We start from the raw sequence: 19,618 nt of genomic DNA on the forward strand, positions 1-19,618 counted from the left end.
CGGACATTAGGCGGGGCGACACCCCAGGGCAAGCGCGGCCGGACCCGCGCCGTGCACGGGGCGGGCGCTCAGGCCCGAAGCTCGGCTGGATCGAAATGTCGCAAGCGGCGTTGCCCTTGTGCGGCGTCACCCTGCCGCGAGGTCGAGGATCCATGGCCGACGCTCCAGCCCCGCCTGCCCCGTCCGAGAACACGGTCACCCCGCCCGAGGGCCCGAGCCTCGCCAGCCTCATGAACCTCGCGGTCGGCGTGGTGATCGTCGCCGCGCTCTATTTCGGGCGCGACGTGTTCATCCCGATCGTGCTCGCGGTGCTCCTGAGCTTCGTGCTGGTTCCCCTCGTCGACCTGCTGCGGCGGTTCTACCTGCCGCGCGTGCCGGCCGTGGTCGCGGCGGTGGTGATCGCGCTGGGGATCGTCCTGTCGCTCGGGACGGTCATCGGCCTGCAGATGGCGAGCCTCGCCTCCGACCTGCCGCGCTACGAGAGCACGATCCGAGCCAAGGTGTCGGGCCTCCAGAACGGCGTCCTCGGCCGCCTCTCCGACCGGCTGCGCAACGCAGGCCGCGACCTGCGCGAGGCGGCGGACAAGCCCGCGCCCGAGGTGGGCGCCGCTCCGACGAGCCGCCCCGAACCTCCCAAGCCCCTGCCCGTCGAGGTGCAAGAGGCGGAGATGAGCGCGCTGGATCTCGCGCGGCGCTTCCTGCTGCCCATCCTGCATCCGCTCGCGACCATCGGCATCGTGTTCGTCATCGTGGTCTTCATCCTGATGCAGCGGGAGGACCTTCGCGACCGGCTGATCCGGCTGTTCGGCGCCCGCGACCTGCACCGCACCACGGCGGCCATGGACGACGCGGCCCAGCGCCTGAGCCGCTACTACCTCACCCAGCTCGCCCTGAACGCGGGCTTCGGGGTGATGACGAGCGTGGCCTTGTGGGCCATCGGGGTGCCGAGCCCGATCCTCTGGGGCATCTTCGCCGCCCTCATGCGCTTCGTGCCCTATGTGGGCTCCTTCGTGGCGGGCGCGATCCCGGTCCTTCTCGCCGCCGCCGTCGATCCGGGCTGGACCATGGTCGTGTGGACCATCGCCTTCTTCGCCATCGGCGAGCCGATCATGGGCCACGTGGTGGAGCCGCTGGTCTATGGCCAGAGCACGGGCCTGTCCCCCTTCGCGGTCGTGGTCTCGGCGATCTTCTGGACATGGCTGTGGGGGCCCCTCGGCCTGCTCATCGCCACGCCGCTCACCCTGTGCCTCGTGGTGCTCGGCCGCCACGTGGAGCGGCTGGAGTTCCTCGACGTGCTCCTCGGCGACCGTCCGGCCCTCTCGCCCGCCGAGAACTTCTATCAGCGCATGCTCGCGGGCGACCCGGACGAGGCCGAGGAATATGCCGAGCAGCTTCTCAAGGACCGCTCCCTGTCGTCCTATTACGACGAGGTGGCCCTGAAGGGGCTCCAGCTCGCCGCGAACGACGCCCTGCGCGGGGTCCTCTCCCGGACCCAGCTCGAGCGCATGCGCGTCGCCGTGGCGGGGCTCGTGAGCGACCTCGACACTTACGACGACGAGGATCCCCCGGCCGAGGTGGCGAAGGGGGCGGAGAACCTGGCCGGTCCCACGCCGGACGAGCGGGCGCTCGACAAGAAACCCTCCGTCTCGCCCGAACTCCCGCCGACCGAGGCCCTGCACCCGGCTTGGCGCCGCGAGGGCGCGGTCCTGTGCATCGCCGGACGCGGTCCCCTCGACGAGGCCGCCGCCTCGATGCTGTCCCAGCTCTTGGGCAAGCACGGTCTCGGCGCCCGGGTAGTGCCGCATGGGGCGGTCTCCCGCTCCAACGTCATGGGGCTCGATCTCGAAGGCGTCGCCATGGTGTGCATCTCGTACCTGGAGATCAGCGGCAACCCTGCGCATCTGCGCTACCTCATCCGCCGCCTGCGCCGGCGCGCGCCGCAGATGCCGCTGCTCGTCGGCCTGTGGCCCGCCGAGGACAAGGCGCTCAAGGACGAGGCGGTGCGCAAGTCCATCGGGGCGGACTACTACGTCTCCTCGCTGCGCGACGGGGTGAAGGCCTGCCTCGAGGCGGCCCATGCCGGCAATGCCGAGCCCGCCCCTGCCGCGCCGCCCGCCTCCGGCCCCACCTATGTCGAGGTGATCCGCCGCCCCGCTACGGAGCCCGCCGGCGCCTGAGCGTCGGCAGGCTTGCCGCGCCCCCGGCCCTCGCGCCATAGTCGGCCGGGAGGGCGCGCATGACCGGATCCGGGTTCAAGGACCATTTCTCGCAAGCATCCAGCCTCTACGCGGCCCGCCGCCCGACCTACCCGGCGGCTCTGGTCGATTATCTGGCGGATCTGGCGCCCCGCACGGCGCTCGCGCTCGATGCGGGCTGCGGCACGGGCCAGCTCTCCGGGCTCCTCGCGCGGCGCTTCGACCGGGTGATCGCGACGGATGCCAGCGCGGCGCAGATCGCGAGCGCGGTGCCGCACGAGAGGGTGGAGTACCGTGTCACGCCGGCCCAGGCGAGCGGACTCGATTCCGGCTCCGTCGATCTCATCACGGTCGCGCAAGCCGCCCACTGGTTCGACCTTGAGCCGTTCTATGCCGAGGTCCGGCGGGTGGCGCGGCCGGGCGCGGTGCTGGCGCTCGTCACCTACGGCATCCTCACGATCGACGAGACCGTCGATCCGGTCTTCGCCGAGTTCTACTGGACCGTGGTCGGACCCTATTGGCCGCCCGAGCGCCGGCACGTGGAGGAGGGCTATCGCTCGCTGCCCTTCCCCTTCGCCGAGCTGGAGGCGCCACCGCTCTCGATCGAGCTCGCCTGGACCCTCGATGCGCTCGTCGGCTATCTCGACACCTGGTCGGCCGTGCGCGCGGCCGAGAAGGCGCTGGGCGCAAGCCCCGTCCCGGCGGCGCGGGAGGCGCTGGCCCGGGTGTGGGGAGATCCGGCCCGGGAACGCCCCGTGCGCTTTCCCCTGTCGCTCCGGGCCGGCCGGGTCTGAGGGCGGGACGCTACTCCCGCACGAGCTCGAAACGGTCCACGTCCACGAGTCCCATATCGGTGATCTTGAGATGCGGGATCACCGGCAGGGGCAGGAACGCGACCTGGAGGAAGGGCTCGGGCAGGACGACGCCGAGGTCCCTGGCCGCCGCCCGCAGGGGATGGAGCGCGTCGCGCACCCATTCATAGGATCGGTCGCTCATCAGGCCCGCGATGGGGAGTGGCAGCTCGGCCCGCACCTCGCCGTCGCTCACGACCGCGAAGCCCCCCTGGATCTCGATGAGCCGGTTCACCGCCGCCGCCATATCGGCATCGTCTGCGCCCACCACGCAGATGTTGTGGCTGTCGTGGCCGATGGAGGAGGCGATGGCGCCGCGCTTCATCCCGAACCCCTTCACGAAGCCGAGCCCGATATTGCGGTTGACCCCGTGCCGGGCCACCACCGCCACCTTCACGGCATCCTGCTCCAGATCCACGTGCCGCACCCCGCCCCGGCTCGGCAGCGTCAGGCGCAGGTGCTCCGTGATGATCCGGCCCGGCACCACACCGATGACCGAGCTCTCGCCGAGGCCTCCGGAGACCTGGAAGTCGTCGGCGCTCACCCGCGCCGCCTTGACGCTGTCTAGCCCCACGGGCGCCACGCTGCCGCGCGTCGCGAATAGACCCTCGTCCACCAGGCGCCCGGCCGCGATCACGTCCGAGACGGCGCAGGCCTCCAGGTCGTCGAGGAGCACGATGTCGGCGCGGCGTCCCGGCGCGATCAGGCCCCGGTCGCGCAGACCGAACGCCGTCGCGGCGGTGAGCGAGGCCGCGCGATAGACCGCGAGCGGCGGGCGCCCGAGCCCGATGAGGGTGCGGATCATGTGGTCGATGTGGCCCTCCTCGGCGATGTCGAGGGGGTTGCGGTCGTCGGTGCAGAGCGCCAGGAACGGCGAGGTCGCGATGTCGAGGAGGGGCGCGAGCGCATGGAGGTCCTTGGAGACGGAGCCCTCGCGGATGAGGACCGTCATGCCCTTGCGGATCTTCTCCAAGGCCTCGTCCGAGGTCGTCGTCTCGTGGTCTGTGCGGATGCCCGCCGCGATGTAGCCGTTGAGGTCGAGGCCGCGCAGGAGCGGCGCGTGCCCGTCCACGTGGCCGTCGGCGAAGAGCGCGATCTTGGCAAGGCAGGCGGGATCGCCGCCGAGCACGCCGGGCACGTTCATGAACTCGGCCAGCCCGATGCCGCTCCGGTGCCCGCGATAGGGCGCGAGGTCCGCCGCCTCGATGCGCGCGCCCGCGGTCTCCAGATGGGTGGCGGGCACGCAGCTGGAGAGCTGCACCCGCAGGTCCATGATCGTGCGCTCGGCGCAGGCGAGGAAATAGTCGAAGGCTCCCGTGCCGATGACGTTCGCCATCTCGTGCGGATCGCAGATCGCCGTCGTGACCCCGTGGGGCAGGACGCAGCGATCGAATTCCAGCGGCGTCACGAGGGAGGACTCGACGTGCAGGTGCGTGTCGATGAAGCCCGGCACCGCGATCCGCCCCCGGCCCTCGATCACCCGCGTGCCGTGGTACGACCCATAGGTCCCCACGATCGTCCCGCCGCACACGGCGATGTCGGTGCGGATCAGGTCGCCCGTGACGAGGTCGAAGAGGCGCACGTCGCGGATCACGAGATCGGCGGGGGCGCTGCCGCGGCCTTGGGCGATGCGGGCGGGGAGGGGCATGGATCAGGGTTCCAGAGCCAGGGGGACGCCGATGTCGCGGGCGGCGCGCGCCATAGCACGGTCGAGGGTCGCGAGGGGCAGGTCGGTTCGCTGGGCGAGCTCGACATAGGCTGCGTCGTAGACCGTGAGGGACCTCTCCCGCGCGAGCGTGAGGAGCGAGCCGGAGAGGTTCGTGGCGGCGCGGCCGTCGAGGCTGATGGGAAGCGACGCGATCAACTCCAGCAAGCCATCAACGGCGGGGGCCTTGAGGCGCTGCCGTCGCTCGGCGACGAGAAGCGCGTTCGCCACCTCGACCGGCCAGTGGCTTGGCACGAGCGCGCCTCCGGCTTCGACACGGCGCAGAAGTGCTTCGGTCTGCGGCGTTCGCTCTTCATCGAAGCACCAAGCGAGCGCCGCCGATGCGTCGAGAACGACGACGCTCATCGGCGGCCTTCGTCAATAAGATCACGTATGGAAAGGCCGCCGAGCGTCGCGCCTCCGCTCACACGTCGGAACCGCTCGACAATGTCGCCACGATCATTAGGCGTGCTCGCGACGAGCCGTGCGACCTCTCGGCCCTCATGGGTGAAGACGACCTCCTCCCCCGCCTGAACGGACCGCAGAAGGGTCGCCAGGCGCTCGTCCATGTCCTTGACCGCCACCTCGATCACGAGAGGAGCCTCCCTTGCTCGTCTCAAGTTAAGGCGGAGCGCGCGATTTGCGAAGCCCGCCCCCTCAAGCCGCCCGCCCGAACCCGAACCCCCGCCCCGGCGCCGCGGCGAGCAGCGCCCTCGTGTAGGGGTGCTCCGGCGCCGTGAAGACCCGGTGGGTGGGGCCCGCCTCCACCACCAATCCGCGCTCCATCACCATGATGCGGTCGCAGATCTGGGCCGCGACGCGAAGGTCGTGGGTGATGAAGAGGAGCGCGAGGTCGAAGCGGCGCTTCACGTCGTCGAGGAGGTCGAGCACCTGCGCCTGCACCGAGACGTCGAGGGCCGAGACCGCCTCGTCGGCGATGAGGATCTCGGGCTCCATGGCGAGCGCGCGGGCGATGGCGATGCGCTGGCGCTGGCCGCCGGAGAACTGGTGCGGATAGCGCTCCAGGGCGTCCGGCGAGAGGCCGACGAGCTCCATGAGCTGGCGCGCCCGCGCCAGGGCGGCGTCGCGGGCGAGGCCGAAATTCATCGGCCCCTCGATCACGGAGGCGCCGACCGTCCGGCGCGGGTTGAGGGAGCGGTAGGGGTCCTGGAACACGATCTGGACCCGCCGGCGATGGGGCCGCAGGCGCCGCTCGGGAAGGCGCGCGATGTCCACGTCGCCGAGCCGGATCGCGCCCGAGGTCGGGTCGACGAGGCGGGCGATGCAGCGGGCCACCGTGGTCTTGCCGGATCCCGATTCCCCCACGATCCCCAGCGTCTCGCCTCGCCGCACCTGGAGGTGCACGTCCGTTGCGGCGCGAACGACCCGCCCCCGGCCGAACAGGCCTCCCGCGCCGTAAGTCTTGTCGAGGGCCTGCGTCTCCAGGGCCACGGGGCCGGCGACGGGCTCGCGGGGCTCAGGGTCGAGGCCAGGCACGGCGCCGATGAGCATGCGGGTGTAGTCGTGGCGCGGGCGGCGCAGCACCTCCTCGGCGGGGCCCTCCTCGACGACCCGGCCGCGCTGCATCACCACGACCCGGTCGGCGATCTCGGCCACCACGCCGAAATCGTGGGTGATGAAGAGGACGCCCGTGCCGCGCCGGGCCTGGAGATCCCTGATGAGGGCGAGGATCTGCGCCTGGGTGGTGACGTCGAGGGCGGTGGTGGGCTCGTCGGCGATGAGGAGATGCGGGTCGAGCACCATGGCGGCGGCGATCATGATGCGCTGGCGCTGGCCGCCGGAGAGCTGGTGGGGGTAGGAGGCGTAGATCCGCTCCGGATCGGGCAGGCGGATCGCGCCCATGATGTCGAGGGCCTTGGCCCGGCGCTCGGCCGGCCCGAGGCTCGTGTGGATGCGCAGCACCTCGTCGATCTGGTCGCCCACCGTGACGACGGGGTTGAGCGCCGTCATCGGCTCCTGGAAGATCATCGCCATGCGGGTACCGCGCAGCTCCCGCAGGCGGGCGGGGGCGGCCTTGAGGACGTCCTCGCCCTCTAGCAGCACCTCGCCGGCCGTGGGCACGAGGTCGCCCTTCGGCAGGAGCCCCATCACAGTGAAGGCGGTGACGGACTTGCCTGAGCCCGACTCGCCCACGATGCAGACGATCTCGCCCCGCCTGACCTGGATCGAGACCTCCTCCACGGCATGCGCCCGGTCGGCCCCGGCGGGCAGGCGCACGGTGAGGCCGCGGACGTCGAGGGCGAGGTCGGTCATAGGTGGGGTTCCGGACGCTGTTTCCTCTCCCCGCCGCGCGGGGANNCTCAGCCCCCCTTGCCGGGGGCTGAGGCGAGCGCGGTAGCGCGAGGGTGAGGGGGCGTCTCAGGTGGAGACACGTCCGGACAGACCCCCTCACCCTCGCCCTTCGGGCTTGCTTCGCCCGCCGGTGCGCGGGCGAAGCCCTCTCCCCGCCCGCGGGGAGAGGAGAGGGGCGGGCTGCACCGGGATGACCAGCCGTCTCCCTCACCTCAATCCCCCCGTGCGCTTGGCGAGCTTCGGGTCCAGGCGGTCGCGCAGCGCGTCGCCGAGGACGTTGACGGCGAGGATCGTGAGGGCGAGGGCGACGCCGGGGATGAGCACGATGCGCGGCGCGATGGGGAAGAAGGTGCGTCCCTCGGCCATCATGTTCCCCCAGGACGGAAACTCGGGCGGCGTGCCGGCGCCGAGGAACGAGAGGATCGCTTCCGTGAGCATGGCCGAGGCCGCGATGTAGGTGGCCTGGACGATGAGCGGAGGCACGCAATTGGGGAGCACGTGACGCCATAGGAGCTGCGGCAGGGGCGTCCCCACCGAGATCGCCGCCTCCACGTAGGGCTCCTCGCGCACAGAGAGCACCACGGAGCGCACGAGGCGCACCACCCGCGGGATCTCGGGGATGGTGATCGCCATGATGACCGTGAGGCGGCTCGCGCCCGAGAGCGAGACGAGGGCAATGGCGAGCAGGATGCCCGGGATCGCCATGAGCCCGTCCATGATCCGCATCACGAGCCCGTCGAGCCAGCGGATATAGGTCGAGACGACCGCGATGAGCGTGCCCGCGATCACGCTGATGGTGGCCACCGCCAGGGCCACGATGAGGGAGACCTGCGCCCCGTAGACCACGCGGCTCCACACGTCGCGGCCGAACTGGTCCGTGCCGAACCAGTGCGCTGCCGAGGGCATGCGCATGCGCTGCGTCGGCGCGAGCGCCTTGGGATCCACCGTCCACAGGACCGGCGCCAGAAGGGCGGCGAGCACGATGAGCCCGAGGATCAGGGCGGCGAGGCCGGCGACGGGATAGCGCCGCACGAAGGCGAGGACCGGCGCGCGTCGGGCCGCCCGCACGGGCTCCTCGGGGAGGGTCTGGGCGCGCGCCATCAGTAGCGGATCCGCGGATCGAGCGCCGTGTAGGCGATGTCGATGAGGAGGTTGATGAGGATGTAGACCAGGGAGAAGACGAGGATCAGGCCCTGGATGATGGGGTAGTCCCGGCGCAGGATCGCATCCACCACGAGGCGGCCGAGGCCCGGGATGTTGAACACGGTTTCCGTCACCACAGCCCCACCGATGAGGAGCGCCACCCCGATCCCGACGATGGTGACGATCGGCACCGCCGCGTTCCCCAGGGCGTGCCGGAAGAGCACCTTCGCCTCCGTCTGGCCCTTGGCCCGCGCGGTGCGGATGTAGTCCTCGCCGAGCACCTCCAGCACGCTCGCCCGGGTGATGCGGGTGATGAGCGCGATGTAGATCGACGAGAGCGCCAACGCCGGCAGGGTCATGTGGCGCACGAAACCCCAGGGGTCGGCAAAGGGGCTGCGGTAGCCCTGCGTGGGCAGCCAGCGCAGGCTGATGCCGAACTGGTAGACCAGCAGATAGCCCAGCACGAAGACGGGAAACGAGAACGCCACGACCGCGACCACCATGATGAGCCGGTCGATCCAGGTGCCCGCCTTCCAGGCCGCCAGCACGCCCAGCGGCACCGCGACGAGGATGGAGAACACCATCGTGGTGAGCGCGAGCATCAGGGTGGGCTCGACCCGCTGGCCGATGAGGGTCGTCACGGGAAGCTGGGTGAAGATCGACGTTCCCAGGTCCCCGCGCGCGAGCTGCCCGACCCAGGCCGCGAACTGGTGCCACAGCGGCTCGTCGAGGCCGAGATTGGCGCGGATGCGCTGAATCTGGTCGAGGGTCGCGTTGTCCCCCGCCAGCACCGCCGCCGGATCGCCCGGGGTGAGCCGGATCATCAGGAACACCACGAGCGCCACCACCGCCATGACGGGGACGGTGGCGAGCACGCGGCGGAGGACGAGGAGGAGCATGGGGACGTCGCGTTCCGATCACCTCTCCCCGCGGGCGGGGAGAGGGCTTCGGCTGCGGACCGGCAGCCGAAGCGAGCGAACCGAAGGTGAGCGGGGGTGAGGGGGCCTGGACGGTGGAGTTCCACCTTGCGGCGCCCCTCACCGTCGGGCTGCCGCCCTCGCCTCAGCCCCCCATAAAAGGGGCTTCGGCCCTCTCCCCGCCCGCGGGGAGAGGCGCGCCTAGGCCACCGCCATGTTCCAGAAGAACTGGACGGGGGAGGGGATCATGCCCCGCACGTTCTCGCGGTAGCCCACGGGGACGAAGAACTGGCCCAGATTGATGTAGGAGCCGATCTCGTAGGTGCGCGCCTGGAAGGCGGCGGCGACCTTCTTGGCCTCCTCCGGCGTCGCGGCGGCGGCGAACTCGGCGCGCAGCTCTTCCGTGCGGGGATCGGTGTGCCAGCCGGGCCAGCCCTTCTCGCCCGCCGCCGCGAAGCCGACGCCGGTGAGGGGGTTGATGACGTCGCCGCCGATCCACCAGGTGTGGAACATGTTCCAGCCGCCGTTCGACACGGGCTCGCGGGAGGTGCGGCGCTGGCCCAGCGTCGACCAGTCCATGGCCACGAGCTTCACGTTGAAGCCCACCTTGCGCAAGGCCTCCGCGGTCACGAGCGTGAAGGGGTTGAGAACCGGGTGATCGGTGGGCTGGAGGATGGCGAACTCCTCGCCGTTGTAGCCCGCCTGCTTGAGAAGGGCGCGGGCGTCCGCCTGGTTCTGGGTCACCATGTCGACCCCCGCCTCGTTGTAGAGGGGCGTGCCGGTGGGGAAGATCGACTTGCACACCCGGTAGAGCTCCGGGTCGCCGATGGCGGTGCGCAGGTAATCCTCCTGGTTCACCGCCTTCATGGCGGCATGGCGGATCAGGGGATTGTTGGAGGGCGCCACCAGATGGTTGAAGCGGCCCCAGCCCATGTTGCCGATCGGATCGAGGTTCTCGACCTTCACGCCTTGCGCCTGCTTCACGATGGGAACGAGGTCCGGCGTGACCTGCTCCCAGTAGTCCACCTCGCCGGCGATAAGGGCGTTCATCGCGGTGTTGGGGTCCATGGTGTACCACTCGACCCGGTCCACCTTCGGGATCTTGCCGCCGGCCGCCGAGGAGACGGGCTCGGCGCGGGGCTTGTAGTTCGGGTTCTTGACCCACACGGCCTTGTTGCCGGGCTGCCACTCGTCGCGCTTGAACATGAAGGGGCCCGAGCCCGTCGTGTCCTGGATTTGCTGGTCGGCGGGGGTCTCGGCGATGCGCTTGGGCATCATGAAGGGCACGTTCGACGAGATCTTGCCGAGCGTCTCCAGCACGATGCCGTAGGGCTGCTTCAGGGTCATGACAAAGGTCTTGGCGTCCTGCGCCTCGAGCTTGTCGACGATCGCGAAGAGCCGCTGGCCCATGGGGTCGCGCCGCGACCAGCGCACGAGCGAGGCGGTGCAGTCCTCCGCCGTGACGGGGCTGCCGTCGTGCCAGGCGAGGCCGTCGCGAAGCCGGAACGTGTAGCGCAGGCGGTCGGGGCTCACCTCCCAGGTGTCGACCATCTGCGGGCGGGGCTGCAGCTGGTCGTCGAGGGCGAACAGGGTGTCGTAGACCATGTAGCCGTGGTTGCGGCTGATGTAGATCGTCGTGAAGATCGGATCGAGGATCTGCAGGTTGGCGTGGGGCACCACCCGCAGCACGCTGGGTTTCGCCTGAGCCAGCGCTCCGCCCGGGAGCCCGGCCGCGGCTCCCGCCGCCGCGGCGCCTGCCATCATGTCACGACGCGTCAGATCCATCGCCCGTCTCCCCAAAGCTCGTTCGCGGTCGGCGCTGCCTGGCGGGCTCGTGTCGGAGCCCCTGGGAGCGCATGCGACGAAGGGATAGGATCAGCGGCCGGGCGTGCTGTCAAACGCCCCGGCCGCGAGACGGTGGAAACCGGGCTCCCAAGCGGTGGATTGCAGCCCCCGCCCCCGACGCATGCCTCCGCAACCGCGCGGGGCGCGCGCCCGTTCAGCCCGCCACGGGCAGCCAGATCGCGACAACGGTGCCCTCGCCCGGCTGGCTGTCGAGGGCCAGCCGCCCGCCCGACTGGGCGGCGAGGCCGTGCACCATCGAGAGGCCGAGGCCGGTCCCCTGGCCGGCGGGCTTCGTGGTGAAGAAGGGCTCGGCCGCCTTCGCGAGCGTCGCCTCGTCCATGCCGATGCCGGTGTCGCGCGCCGCGACGCGCAGGTAATCCCCCGGCGCGAGCCCGCCGGGATCGCCCCCGGCAGCGCTCTCCAGGGTCGCCGACACGGTCAGCGTGCCCCCGTCGGGCATGGCGTGCCGCGCGTTCACCGCAAGGTTCATGAGCGCCAGCTCCAGCTGGTTGGCGTCCACGAGCGCGGGCGGGAGATCCTCCGGAACCCCCAGGACGAGACGGTTGCCCGGCCCGAGCGAGCGCTCCAGAAGGTCGCGGGCGCCCGTCACGAGCCCCGCCAGATCGACCCGGGTCGGGTTGAGCCGCTGCTTGCGGCCGAAGGCGAGCATGCGCTGGGTCAGGGCCTCGCCGCGCTCCACGCTGCGCACGGCGTTGGCGAGGAAGCGGCGGCCCCGCTCGTCGGAGTGGCGCTCCGCTACCTCGAGATTCGACAGGATCGCGCCGAGCAGATTGTTGAAGTCGTGGGCCACCGAGCCGGTGAGCTGGCCCAGGGCCTCCATCTTTTGGGCGTGGCGAAGGGCCTCCTCGGCCCGCAGGCGCCGCTCCACTTCCGTGCGGACGGTTTCCTCCAGGGTCTCGTTGAGCCGGCGCAGCGCCTCGCCGGCTTCCTCCGCCCGCCGCCGTGCCGCCTGGAGCTCGCGCTCGAAGGCCCGGCGGTCGCTGGCATCGAGGAGGGTGAGCCGGTAGAGCGCGGGCCGCCCCTCGCCGTCGCGCAGGACGGTTCCGTTCATCAGCGCCGGGAAGACCGTGCCGTCCGCGCGGACGATGTCGTAGGCGATCTCGTTGACCGTGCCCTGAAGGCGCAGCAGGGGCTGGACATGGGTCTCGTAGAAGATGCGCCCGCCCGCGGTGAGGAGCTCGGGAAAGCGCTTCACCCCCACGAGATCGGCCGCCTCGTAGCCCGTCCACGCGAGCAGCGTCCGGTTCGCGCGGGCGATCTGGCCGTCCGTGCCGACGGACAGATAGGCGAACGGCGCATTCTCGTAGAGTTCCTCGGCGCTCTCGAACGGGAGCGCGCCGGGAGAGGGCGGCTGGGTCATGACCCTAGAGGAACGCCCTCATGGCCCGAATGGTCTCATCGGGCGCGCTCATGTGCGGGCAATGTCCCGTGGCCGCGAGGCGGACGAGGCGGCTGCCGGGGATGTTGTCGTGCACGTAGGCGCCCACCGCCTCGGGGGCGATGGCGTCCTCGGCGCATTGCAGGATCAGGACCGGCGTGGTGACCCGGGGCAGGTCGTGCCGGTTGTCGGAGAAGAACGTGACCCGGGCGAAGCGCCGGGCGATCTCGGGGTCGGTCCGGCAGAAGCTGTTGCGCAGCTCCTCGGCGAGCTCCGGCCGGTCGGGATTGCCCATGATCACGGGGGCCATCGTGCCGGCCCAGCCGAGCTGGTTGCTGTCGAGCACCTCCACGAGGCCCTCCAGGTCCTCGCGGCTGAACCCGCCCCGGTAGCCGTCGTGGTTGACGTAGCAGGGGGAGGGGCCGATGAGGACGAGCTTGGCGAAGCGCTCCGGCTCGCGGATCGACGCGAGCACGCCGATCATCGCGCTCACCGAGTGGCCCACGAACACCACGTCGCGCAGGTCGAGCTCGCGGCAGATCTCGAGGACATCGTCGGCATAGCCCTGCAGCCCCCCGTGGCGCTCGGGATCGTACGCCGAGAGGTCGGAGCCCCCGGCGCCCACGTGATCGAACAGGATGATCCGGTGGTCGTGCGCGAAGGCCTCGACCATGAAGCGCCACATGCTCTGGTCGCAGCCATAGCCATGGGCGAAGATCATCGGCCGCGTTCCCTCGCCGATGATGCGGACGTTGTTGCGCTGTCGAGCGGTCATGCTTTCCATCCGGCGACCGCGGGCTCCTCGCCCGGCGGTGCCCAGCTGAGTTTCGGTCCCAGAGGCCGCTGCTTGATATGGCGCAGGGCCTCCACGTCGTCGCCGCACGAGAACCAGCCCTCGCGCAGGACGTGGAACGCGGACACGATCTCCGAGGCGCGGTAGGGCTTGCGCATGAAGAGGCTCTCGATCATGTCGCGCGACCGCTCCTGCGCGGCGCCGGTGGCGAAGATGACCGGCCGGAGCGGATAGGTGAAGCGGAACTCGTCCGCGACCCGCCAGCCGTCGATGAGGCCCGGCAGGCGGATGTCGGTGAAGAGCCAGTCGACGGCGCCCGGCCGCTCGCGCAAGATCTCCAGGGCCTCCTCGCCGGTGCCGGCGGTGAGCACCTTGAAGCCGGCGAGGTCGAGCTCGTAGGCGATCACGTCGCGCAGGTCCGGATCGTCCTCGACGAACAGCACCGTCACGGTCAGGTCGTTTCGGCGCACAGGGGCCGTCCTTACGCTCGCGGCGCACGCGCACCGTGTCCCCCTTGGTGACTCCAATACCCTAGGGTCAGTCAAGTCAGGAACCTTCCGGAACACCCCTGCGGGGGCGGCTCCGATGCCGCAGGGTTACCGCGCGCGCGAGCCGCCCCGCGCAGGTTTGTGATGACGCCGCCGCCGCAACCCGCTAGAGAAGGCCCGCCCTGCGCGGGCCCGTAGCTCAATGGTTAGAGCCGGCCGCTCATAACGGTCTGGTTGCAGGTTCAAGTCCTGCCGGGCCCACCAGCCGGTCTCGCGCGTCGTCGATCTCCTTTCCTGCCGAAGATCCGGTCGCATCGGAGGCGCTCAGAGCCGCTCCGGTCGCCGCTCCCCGCCGCTCTCATGACCCTCGGTGGAGGCCCGCCGCCAGGGCCAGCGCCCCTCGATCTCGACCTCGAGCGAGAAGCTCAGGAACGTTCGGATGAGAATGATGAGGCCGAGGATCAGCAGGTTCTCGACTGATGGCGTGACCGCGACGGTGCCGATGATGTCGGCGGCGACCAGCAGCTCCAGGCCGAGCAGGATGCCCCGCCCGAGATTGGCCCGGTAGCGGTGATAGGCGGCAGGCCAGCCGACCGTCACGAGGCCCCCATAGACGAAGACCAGGGTCGCCGCGATCGCGCCGACCAGGATGATCCCGACGCCCGCCACCTCGATCCCCATGGAGATCCATTCCAGGGCAGGCTTCACCATCTCCCGTGATGGGCCGCCGGGTGCCCGAGGTTCGGAGGCCACTTCCGCGGCGAGGAGCACACCGGGCATGACCCCGGCTGCGACCACCACGAGGCTGCGAAGCATGAGACCCCCTCCGACACTCACGCTCGACCAACATTCCGGCCACGCTTTGGTTCATGCGCGGCGCACGAGCCCCAACCGATCCATCCGCGGCCTGCTTGGCGGGGGAGGATCGCGGGAGATCGGCGGCCAGCGTCGGGCTGGCATGCGGGGCCGCGAGCCCCCGCCGCTCCAGCGCCTGGAGGGCCGGGCGGGCGAGGCCGCAGCGCGGGGGCAGGTTGACGACGTTGCCGTCGACCACGGCCGGGCCTCCTCGGGCTTGAGCACCCGGGCCTGTTCTCACAGGGCCACCTCAGGATCGGCGACCGTCCAGACGAGAGCGCCGAGTCAAGAGGGTCGGCGACATTGAAAAGCAGCGTCCAGGCAGAGACTTGGAGGCGTCCTTTCCTGCGCTTTGTCTCGAATGGTTCTCAACCGGTCGGGTCGGACCCCCGCTCACACCGTGAGGTGCCGGCGTAGTGCCGCCTCGTCGAGGCGGCCCGTCTCGCCGGCCATGACGACCTCGCCGCGGTCCATCACGCAGATCGTGTCGGCGAGCTCGCGGGCGAAGTCGTAATATTGCTCGACGAGCAGGATCGCCATGTCGCCCCGCTCGCGCAGGTAGCGGATGGCCCGGCCGATGTCCTTGATGATGGAGGGCTGGATCCCCTCCGTCGGCTCGTCGAGGACGAGGAGACGGGGGCGCATCACGAGGGCGCGGGCGATGGCGAGCTGCTGCTGCTGCCCGCCCGAGAGGTCGCCACCGCGCCGGCGCAGCATGCCGGAGAGGACGGGAAAGAGCGAGAACACGTCGTCGGGGATGGAGCGCTGGGCCCGGGGCAGCACGGAAAACCCCGTCCGGAGATTCTCCTCCACGGTGAGAAGCGGGAACACCTCGCGCCCCTGCGGCACGAAGGCGATGCCGCGGCGCGCGCGCTCGGCGGGGCCGAGCCCCGTGACGTCGGCCCCGTCCCACAGGACCCGGCCGCGGCTCACCCGCTGGTGGCCGACGACGGCGCGCATGAGCGAGGTCTTGCCGACCCCGTTGCGCCCCATGACGCAGGTCACCCGCCCGGCCGAGGCCTCGACAGAGACACCGCGCAGGGCCTGGGCCGCGCCGTAATGGAGATCGATGGTATCGACGCTGAGCATGGCGGGGCCGTTGGCTAGGGTGAGGGCAAGACCTCTCTCCCCGCGCGGCGGGGAGAGAGCCGCGCCTGCGCACCGGCAGGCGAGGCAAGCGACCAGCGAGGGTGAGGGGGTGTCTCAGGACAGAGCTCTTCCGTCCACGCCCCCTCACCCACGCGCTGCCGCGCTCGCTCCAAGCCCCGGCAAGGGGGCTTGGAGCCCTCTCCCCGCGCGGCGGGGAGAGGAGACGATCCGGTGTCGAGCGGCACTCTTACCGCCCCAGATAGACTTCGACGACGCGCTCGTCGGCGCTGACCGCGTCGAGGTCGCCCTCGGCGAGGACCGAGCCCTCGTGGAGCACGGTGACCTTCACGTCGAGCTCGCGGACGAAATGCATGTCGTGCTCCACGACGATGACGGAATGCGTGCGGTTGATGCGGCGCAGGAGCTCCGCGGTCTCGGCGGTCTCGGCGTCGGTCATGCCGGCCACGGGCTCGTCCACGAGGAGGAGGGCAGGGTCCTGCGCGAGCAGCATGCCGATCTCAAGCCATTGCCGCTGGCCGTGGCTCAAGGCGCCCGCGGGTTCGCGCCGGCGCTCGGCGAGCCGCACGGTCTCCAGGATCTCGTCGATCCGCCGCGCTTGCGCCCCCGACAGGTGGTGGACGAGATTGGCGTAGACGCCGCGGGGCGCCTTCAGCGCGAGGAGCAGGTTGTCCTCGACGGTGTGGGCGTCGAAGACCGTGGGCTTCTGGAACTTGCGGCCGATCCCGAGTTCGGCGATGGCGGCCTCGTCGAGGCGCCGCAGGTCGTGGGTGCCCTGGAAGTAGACGTCGCCTGTATCGGGCCGCGTCTTGCCCGTGATCACGTCCATCATGGTGGTCTTGCCGGCGCCGTTGGGGCCGATGATGGCGCGCATCTCGCCGGGCTCGAGGACGAGGGAGAGGTTGTTCAACGCCCGGAACCCGTCGAAGGAGACGCTGACGCCATCGAGGTAGAGGAGGGCGGAGGTGAGGGGGGCTGCCATGGATCCTACTCCGCCGGTTGCTGCGCCGGCACGGGGGCCTGAGGCGGGAGGGGCGCCTTGCGCGGGCGAAGGCGGGCGGCGAGCCCCATGACGCCCTTAGGGAGCACGACGGTGGCCACGATGAACAGGGCGCCGAGCGCGAACAGCCAATAGTCGGGCAGCGCGCCCGTGAACCAGCTCTTCGCCGCGTTGACGAGGACGGCCCCGAGCGCCGCGCCGACCAGCGTGCCGCGCCCGCCCACCGCCACCCAGATCACCGCCTCGATGGAGTTGGCGGGCGAGAACTCGGACGGGTTGATGATCCCGACCTGGGGGACGTAGAGTGCGCCGGCGCAGCCCGCCATGGCGGCCGACAGCGTGAACACGAAGAGCTTGTAGCGCTCCGCCCGGTAGCCGAGGAAGCGGGCGCGGGCCTCCGCGTCGCGGATGGCGACGAGGACGAGGCCGAGCTTCGAGGTGACCACGAAGCGGGCGATCAGGAGCCCCGCCGCGAGGGCAAGCGCGGTGGCGGCAAAGAGCGCGGCGCGCACGCCGGGGCCCTGGATGGGATGCCCCAAGATGTCCTTGAAGTCGGTGAGGCCGTTATTGCCGCCGAAGCCCATGTTGTTGCGAAAGAACGCCAGCAGCAGGGCGTAGGTCATGGCCTGGGTGATGATGGAGAGATAGACCCCCGTCACCCGCGAGCGGAAGGCGAACCAGCCCAGCGCGAGGGCGAGCAGACCCGGCGCCAGGACCACCATGAGGAGCGCGTAGGGGAAGGACTGGAAGCCCCACCACGTGACCGGCAGCTCCGTCCAGTTCAGGAACACCATGAAGTCGGGCAGGACCGGGTTGCCGTAGACCCCGCGCGGGCCGATCTGGCGCATGAGGTACATGCCCATGGCGTAGCCGCCGAGCGCGAAGAACGCGCCGTGGCCGAGCGAGAGGATGCCGCAATAACCCCAGACGAGGTCGAGGGATACGGCGAGAAGAGCATAGGCCAACCACTTGCCGAGCAGCACCACCACGTGGGTGGGCACGTGGAGGGGGGAGCCCGCCGGAACCAGGAGGTTCAGGGCCGGCACCGCGACGGCGAGCGCCAGGAGGATCGCGACGGCGATCCCGACGAGGGGCCCGAAGCGGGAGACGAGGGCGCGGGCGATCATCGGGTCACCACCTGCGGGCGGGTGTAAGAGAAGCGGAGCCGCTGCGCGGCGGCTGAGCGCTGGATCCCGGATCTGCGCTGCGCTTCGCGCAGCTTGTCCGGGAAAGTGGCCGTTGGAGGTTCTGGAGACAGTGCTGCCACTCTCACCCCCACTTTCCCGGACAAGTCCCGCGCCAGCGGGACGCAGATCCGGGATCCAGCGCAAGGAGCCGCGCCGAAGGCGCTCCCCATGACCCCGCCCCTCACGATTCCACCGCCCGGCCCTTCAGCGCGAACAGGCCGCGCGGGCGCTTCTGGATGAAAAGGATGATGAAGACGAGCACCAGGATCTTGCCGAGCACCGCGCCCGCATAGGGCTCCAGGAGCTTGTTCGCGGTGCCGAGCGTCAGGGCCGCGACGAGGGTGCCCCACAGGCTGCCCACGCCCCCGAACACCACCACCATGAAGGAGTCGATGATGTAGCTCTGGCCGAGATTGGGCGAGACGTTGTCGATCTGGGAGAGCGCCACGCCGGCGACCCCCGCGATGCCGGAGCCGAGGCCGAAGGTCAGCGCATCGAGCCAATGGGTGCGGATGCCCATGGAGGCCGCCATGCGCCGGTTCTGCACCACGGCGCGCATGCGCAGGCCGAAGGAGGTGAAGCGCAGGGTGAAGAGGAGGGCGAGGAAGACGGCGAGCGCGAAGCCGATGATCCAGAGCCGGTTCCAGGTCAGCGTCAGGCCCAGCACGTCGAGGGAGCCCGACATGAAGGAGGGGTTGCCCACCTCCCGGTTCGAGGGCCCGAAGATCGTGCGCACCGCCTGCTGCAGGATGAGCGACACGCCCCAGGTGGCGAGCAGGGTCTCCAGCGGGCGGCCGTAGAGGAGGCGGATGACGCTCCGCTCGATCGCCATCCCGACGGTGCCGGCGACCAGGAAGGCGAGGGGCAGGGCGATGAGGAGCGAGGCGTCGAAGAGGTGGGGCGCGTGGAGCCGGATCGCCTCCTGGACCACGAAGGTGGTGTAGGCGCCGATCATCACCATCTCGCCATGGGCCATGTTGATCACGCCCATGACGCCGAAGGTGATGGCGAGCCCCACGGCGGCGAGCAGCAGCACGGAGCCGAGCGACAGGCCGTAGACGAGGTTCTGCGCCATGGCGAGAAGCGACAGCCGGGTCTCGATGGCGCGCACGGACGTGTCGATCTCCGCGGCGAGCCGCTCGGGCGCCCCGACGGCGGCGGCGCGCAGCACCCCTTGCGCCTCGCGGTCGCCCCGGTCGGCGAGAACCGTCGCGGCGGCGATGCGGTCGAGTTCCGGCGCATCCGTGGCGGTGACCACGATCGCGGCCTGCGCTTCCAGGAACGCCCGCTTCACCCGCAGGTCGCGCTCGCGCTCCAGGGCGGTGCGCAGGAGCGGCAACGAGGCGGCCTGGCGGGTCCGGAAGAGCGCGCGGGCGGCCTCCAGACGGCGCGCCGGATCGGGGGCAAGCAGGGAAAGGTTGCCGAGCGCCAGCTCCAGCGAGCGCCGGATGGCGTTGCTGACGCGCACCGGCCGGGTCGGCGCATCGGCCACCGCCTCGCCGCTCACGGCAAGCCGCAGAGGCCCCGAGGCGTCGCGCCAGACGATCGCCCGGTCGCCCGTCCGCACGAAGAGCCGCCCCTCGTTCAGGGCCTCCAGCACCGGCTGCGCGGTCGGGTGCCCGGAGGCGGCGAGCGCCTCGATGGCGGCCTGGGTGTCGGGGAAGCGGTCGAGGGCGAAGCGGGCGAGGATCGGCGCCACGTCCGTACCTTGCGCGCGCGCGGGCGCGGCGAGTGTCAGGGCGGCGAGCGCCAGGAGGCCGAGGAGGCGGGCGAGAGGCATGGCGGCGCGATCACCGTTGTGCGGGTCCCCCCTCTCCCGG

Annotated in this window: 17 protein-coding genes and 1 tRNA gene; 3 read left to right on the forward strand and 15 right to left on the reverse strand. The window is 70.8% G+C overall.

Features of this window, described 5'->3' with window-relative positions; genetic code table 11:
- The first annotated feature begins 152 nt into the window (after nucleotides 1–152).
- A complete protein-coding gene (locus tag F0L46_RS00815; protein ID WP_149815128.1) occupies nucleotides 153–2,177 on the forward strand; it encodes an AI-2E family transporter in 2,025 nt (674 codons plus the stop codon).
- 59 nt (nucleotides 2,178–2,236) lie between these two features.
- Entirely contained in the window at nucleotides 2,237–2,989 is a 753-nt protein-coding gene (locus F0L46_RS00820; protein WP_149815129.1) for a class I SAM-dependent methyltransferase, read from the forward strand.
- Between the two features lie 10 nt (nucleotides 2,990–2,999).
- Here the strand turns inward: F0L46_RS00820 and ade are convergent, their stop codons facing one another.
- The 10 genes from ade to F0L46_RS00870 all read right to left on the reverse strand — a co-directional run bounded on the left by ade (nucleotide 3,000) and on the right by F0L46_RS00870 (nucleotide 13,631).
- Nucleotides 3,000–4,694 carry an adenine deaminase gene (gene ade / locus F0L46_RS00825; RefSeq protein WP_149815130.1) on the reverse strand — a complete coding sequence of 565 codons (1,695 nt, stop codon included), beginning with the start codon at nucleotides 4,692–4,694 and terminating at the stop codon, nucleotides 3,000–3,002.
- Between the two features lie 3 nt (nucleotides 4,695–4,697).
- A complete protein-coding gene (locus F0L46_RS00830; RefSeq protein WP_149815131.1) occupies nucleotides 4,698–5,117 on the reverse strand; it encodes a type II toxin-antitoxin system VapC family toxin in 420 nt (139 codons plus the stop codon).
- On the reverse strand, nucleotides 5,114–5,344 hold the full coding sequence (locus F0L46_RS00835) for a type II toxin-antitoxin system Phd/YefM family antitoxin (protein WP_210247581.1): 231 nt from the start codon (nucleotides 5,342–5,344) through the stop codon (nucleotides 5,114–5,116). The genes F0L46_RS00830 and F0L46_RS00835 overlap by 4 nt, the downstream gene beginning before the upstream one ends.
- Before the next feature lie 64 nt (nucleotides 5,345–5,408).
- Nucleotides 5,409–7,025 (reverse strand): ABC transporter ATP-binding protein, encoded by a 1,617-nt coding sequence (locus tag F0L46_RS00840; protein WP_149815132.1) that lies wholly within the window; start codon nucleotides 7,023–7,025, stop codon nucleotides 5,409–5,411.
- 246 nt (nucleotides 7,026–7,271) lie between these two features.
- Complete coding sequence (locus F0L46_RS00845) at nucleotides 7,272–8,165, reverse strand: ABC transporter permease (RefSeq protein ID WP_149815133.1); 894 nt, start codon at nucleotides 8,163–8,165, stop codon at nucleotides 7,272–7,274.
- Complete coding sequence (locus F0L46_RS00850; RefSeq protein ID WP_149815134.1) at nucleotides 8,165–9,106, reverse strand: ABC transporter permease; 942 nt, start codon at nucleotides 9,104–9,106, stop codon at nucleotides 8,165–8,167. Before F0L46_RS00850 ends, F0L46_RS00845 begins: the two co-directional genes overlap by 1 nt.
- Nucleotides 9,107–9,325: 219 nt before the next feature.
- Complete coding sequence (locus F0L46_RS00855) at nucleotides 9,326–10,909, reverse strand: ABC transporter substrate-binding protein (RefSeq protein WP_149815135.1); 1,584 nt, start codon at nucleotides 10,907–10,909, stop codon at nucleotides 9,326–9,328.
- 214 nt (nucleotides 10,910–11,123) lie between these two features.
- Nucleotides 11,124–12,350, reverse strand: a complete 1,227-nt coding sequence (locus F0L46_RS00860) for a sensor histidine kinase (protein ID WP_240539796.1) — start codon at nucleotides 12,348–12,350, stop codon at nucleotides 11,124–11,126.
- A gap of 4 nt (nucleotides 12,351–12,354) precedes the next feature.
- The gene (locus F0L46_RS00865) at nucleotides 12,355–13,143 is read right to left on the reverse strand and encodes an alpha/beta fold hydrolase (protein ID WP_149815136.1); all 789 of its coding nucleotides are present in this window, start codon (nucleotides 13,141–13,143) and stop codon (nucleotides 12,355–12,357) included.
- Nucleotides 13,140–13,631 carry a response regulator gene (locus F0L46_RS00870; RefSeq protein WP_240539797.1) on the reverse strand — a complete coding sequence of 164 codons (492 nt, stop codon included), beginning with the start codon at nucleotides 13,629–13,631 and terminating at the stop codon, nucleotides 13,140–13,142. Before F0L46_RS00870 ends, F0L46_RS00865 begins: the two co-directional genes overlap by 4 nt.
- A gap of 206 nt (nucleotides 13,632–13,837) precedes the next feature.
- On the opposite strand from F0L46_RS00870, the gene F0L46_RS00875 reads away from it, so the two are divergent.
- Nucleotides 13,838–13,913 (forward strand) — tRNA-Ile (locus tag F0L46_RS00875).
- Between the two features lie 60 nt (nucleotides 13,914–13,973).
- On the opposite strand, the gene F0L46_RS00880 is transcribed toward F0L46_RS00875, so the two are convergent.
- The 5 genes from F0L46_RS00880 to urtB form a co-directional block, all read right to left on the reverse strand.
- Nucleotides 13,974–14,465 carry a DUF1622 domain-containing protein gene (locus F0L46_RS00880; RefSeq protein ID WP_306461765.1) on the reverse strand — a complete coding sequence of 164 codons (492 nt, stop codon included), beginning with the start codon at nucleotides 14,463–14,465 and terminating at the stop codon, nucleotides 13,974–13,976.
- Nucleotides 14,466–14,897: 432 nt separating this feature from the next.
- Nucleotides 14,898–15,593, reverse strand: coding sequence for an urea ABC transporter ATP-binding subunit UrtE (urtE, locus tag F0L46_RS00885; RefSeq protein ID WP_149815137.1), 696 nt, complete (start codon nucleotides 15,591–15,593; stop codon nucleotides 14,898–14,900).
- 247 nt (nucleotides 15,594–15,840) lie between these two features.
- A complete protein-coding gene (gene urtD / locus F0L46_RS00890) occupies nucleotides 15,841–16,593 on the reverse strand; it encodes an urea ABC transporter ATP-binding protein UrtD (RefSeq protein ID WP_149815138.1) in 753 nt (250 codons plus the stop codon).
- A gap of 5 nt (nucleotides 16,594–16,598) precedes the next feature.
- Nucleotides 16,599–17,738 (reverse strand): urea ABC transporter permease subunit UrtC, encoded by a 1,140-nt coding sequence (gene urtC, locus F0L46_RS00895; RefSeq protein ID WP_149815139.1) that lies wholly within the window; start codon nucleotides 17,736–17,738, stop codon nucleotides 16,599–16,601.
- 241 nt (nucleotides 17,739–17,979) lie between these two features.
- A complete protein-coding gene (gene urtB, locus F0L46_RS00900) occupies nucleotides 17,980–19,578 on the reverse strand; it encodes an urea ABC transporter permease subunit UrtB (protein WP_149815140.1) in 1,599 nt (532 codons plus the stop codon).
- Nucleotides 19,579–19,618: the final 40 nt, after the last annotated feature.

Origin of the sequence: Salinarimonas soli, assembly GCF_008386575.1 — a bacterium.
Taxonomy (GTDB): Bacteria; Pseudomonadota; Alphaproteobacteria; order Rhizobiales; family Beijerinckiaceae; genus Salinarimonas_A; species Salinarimonas_A soli.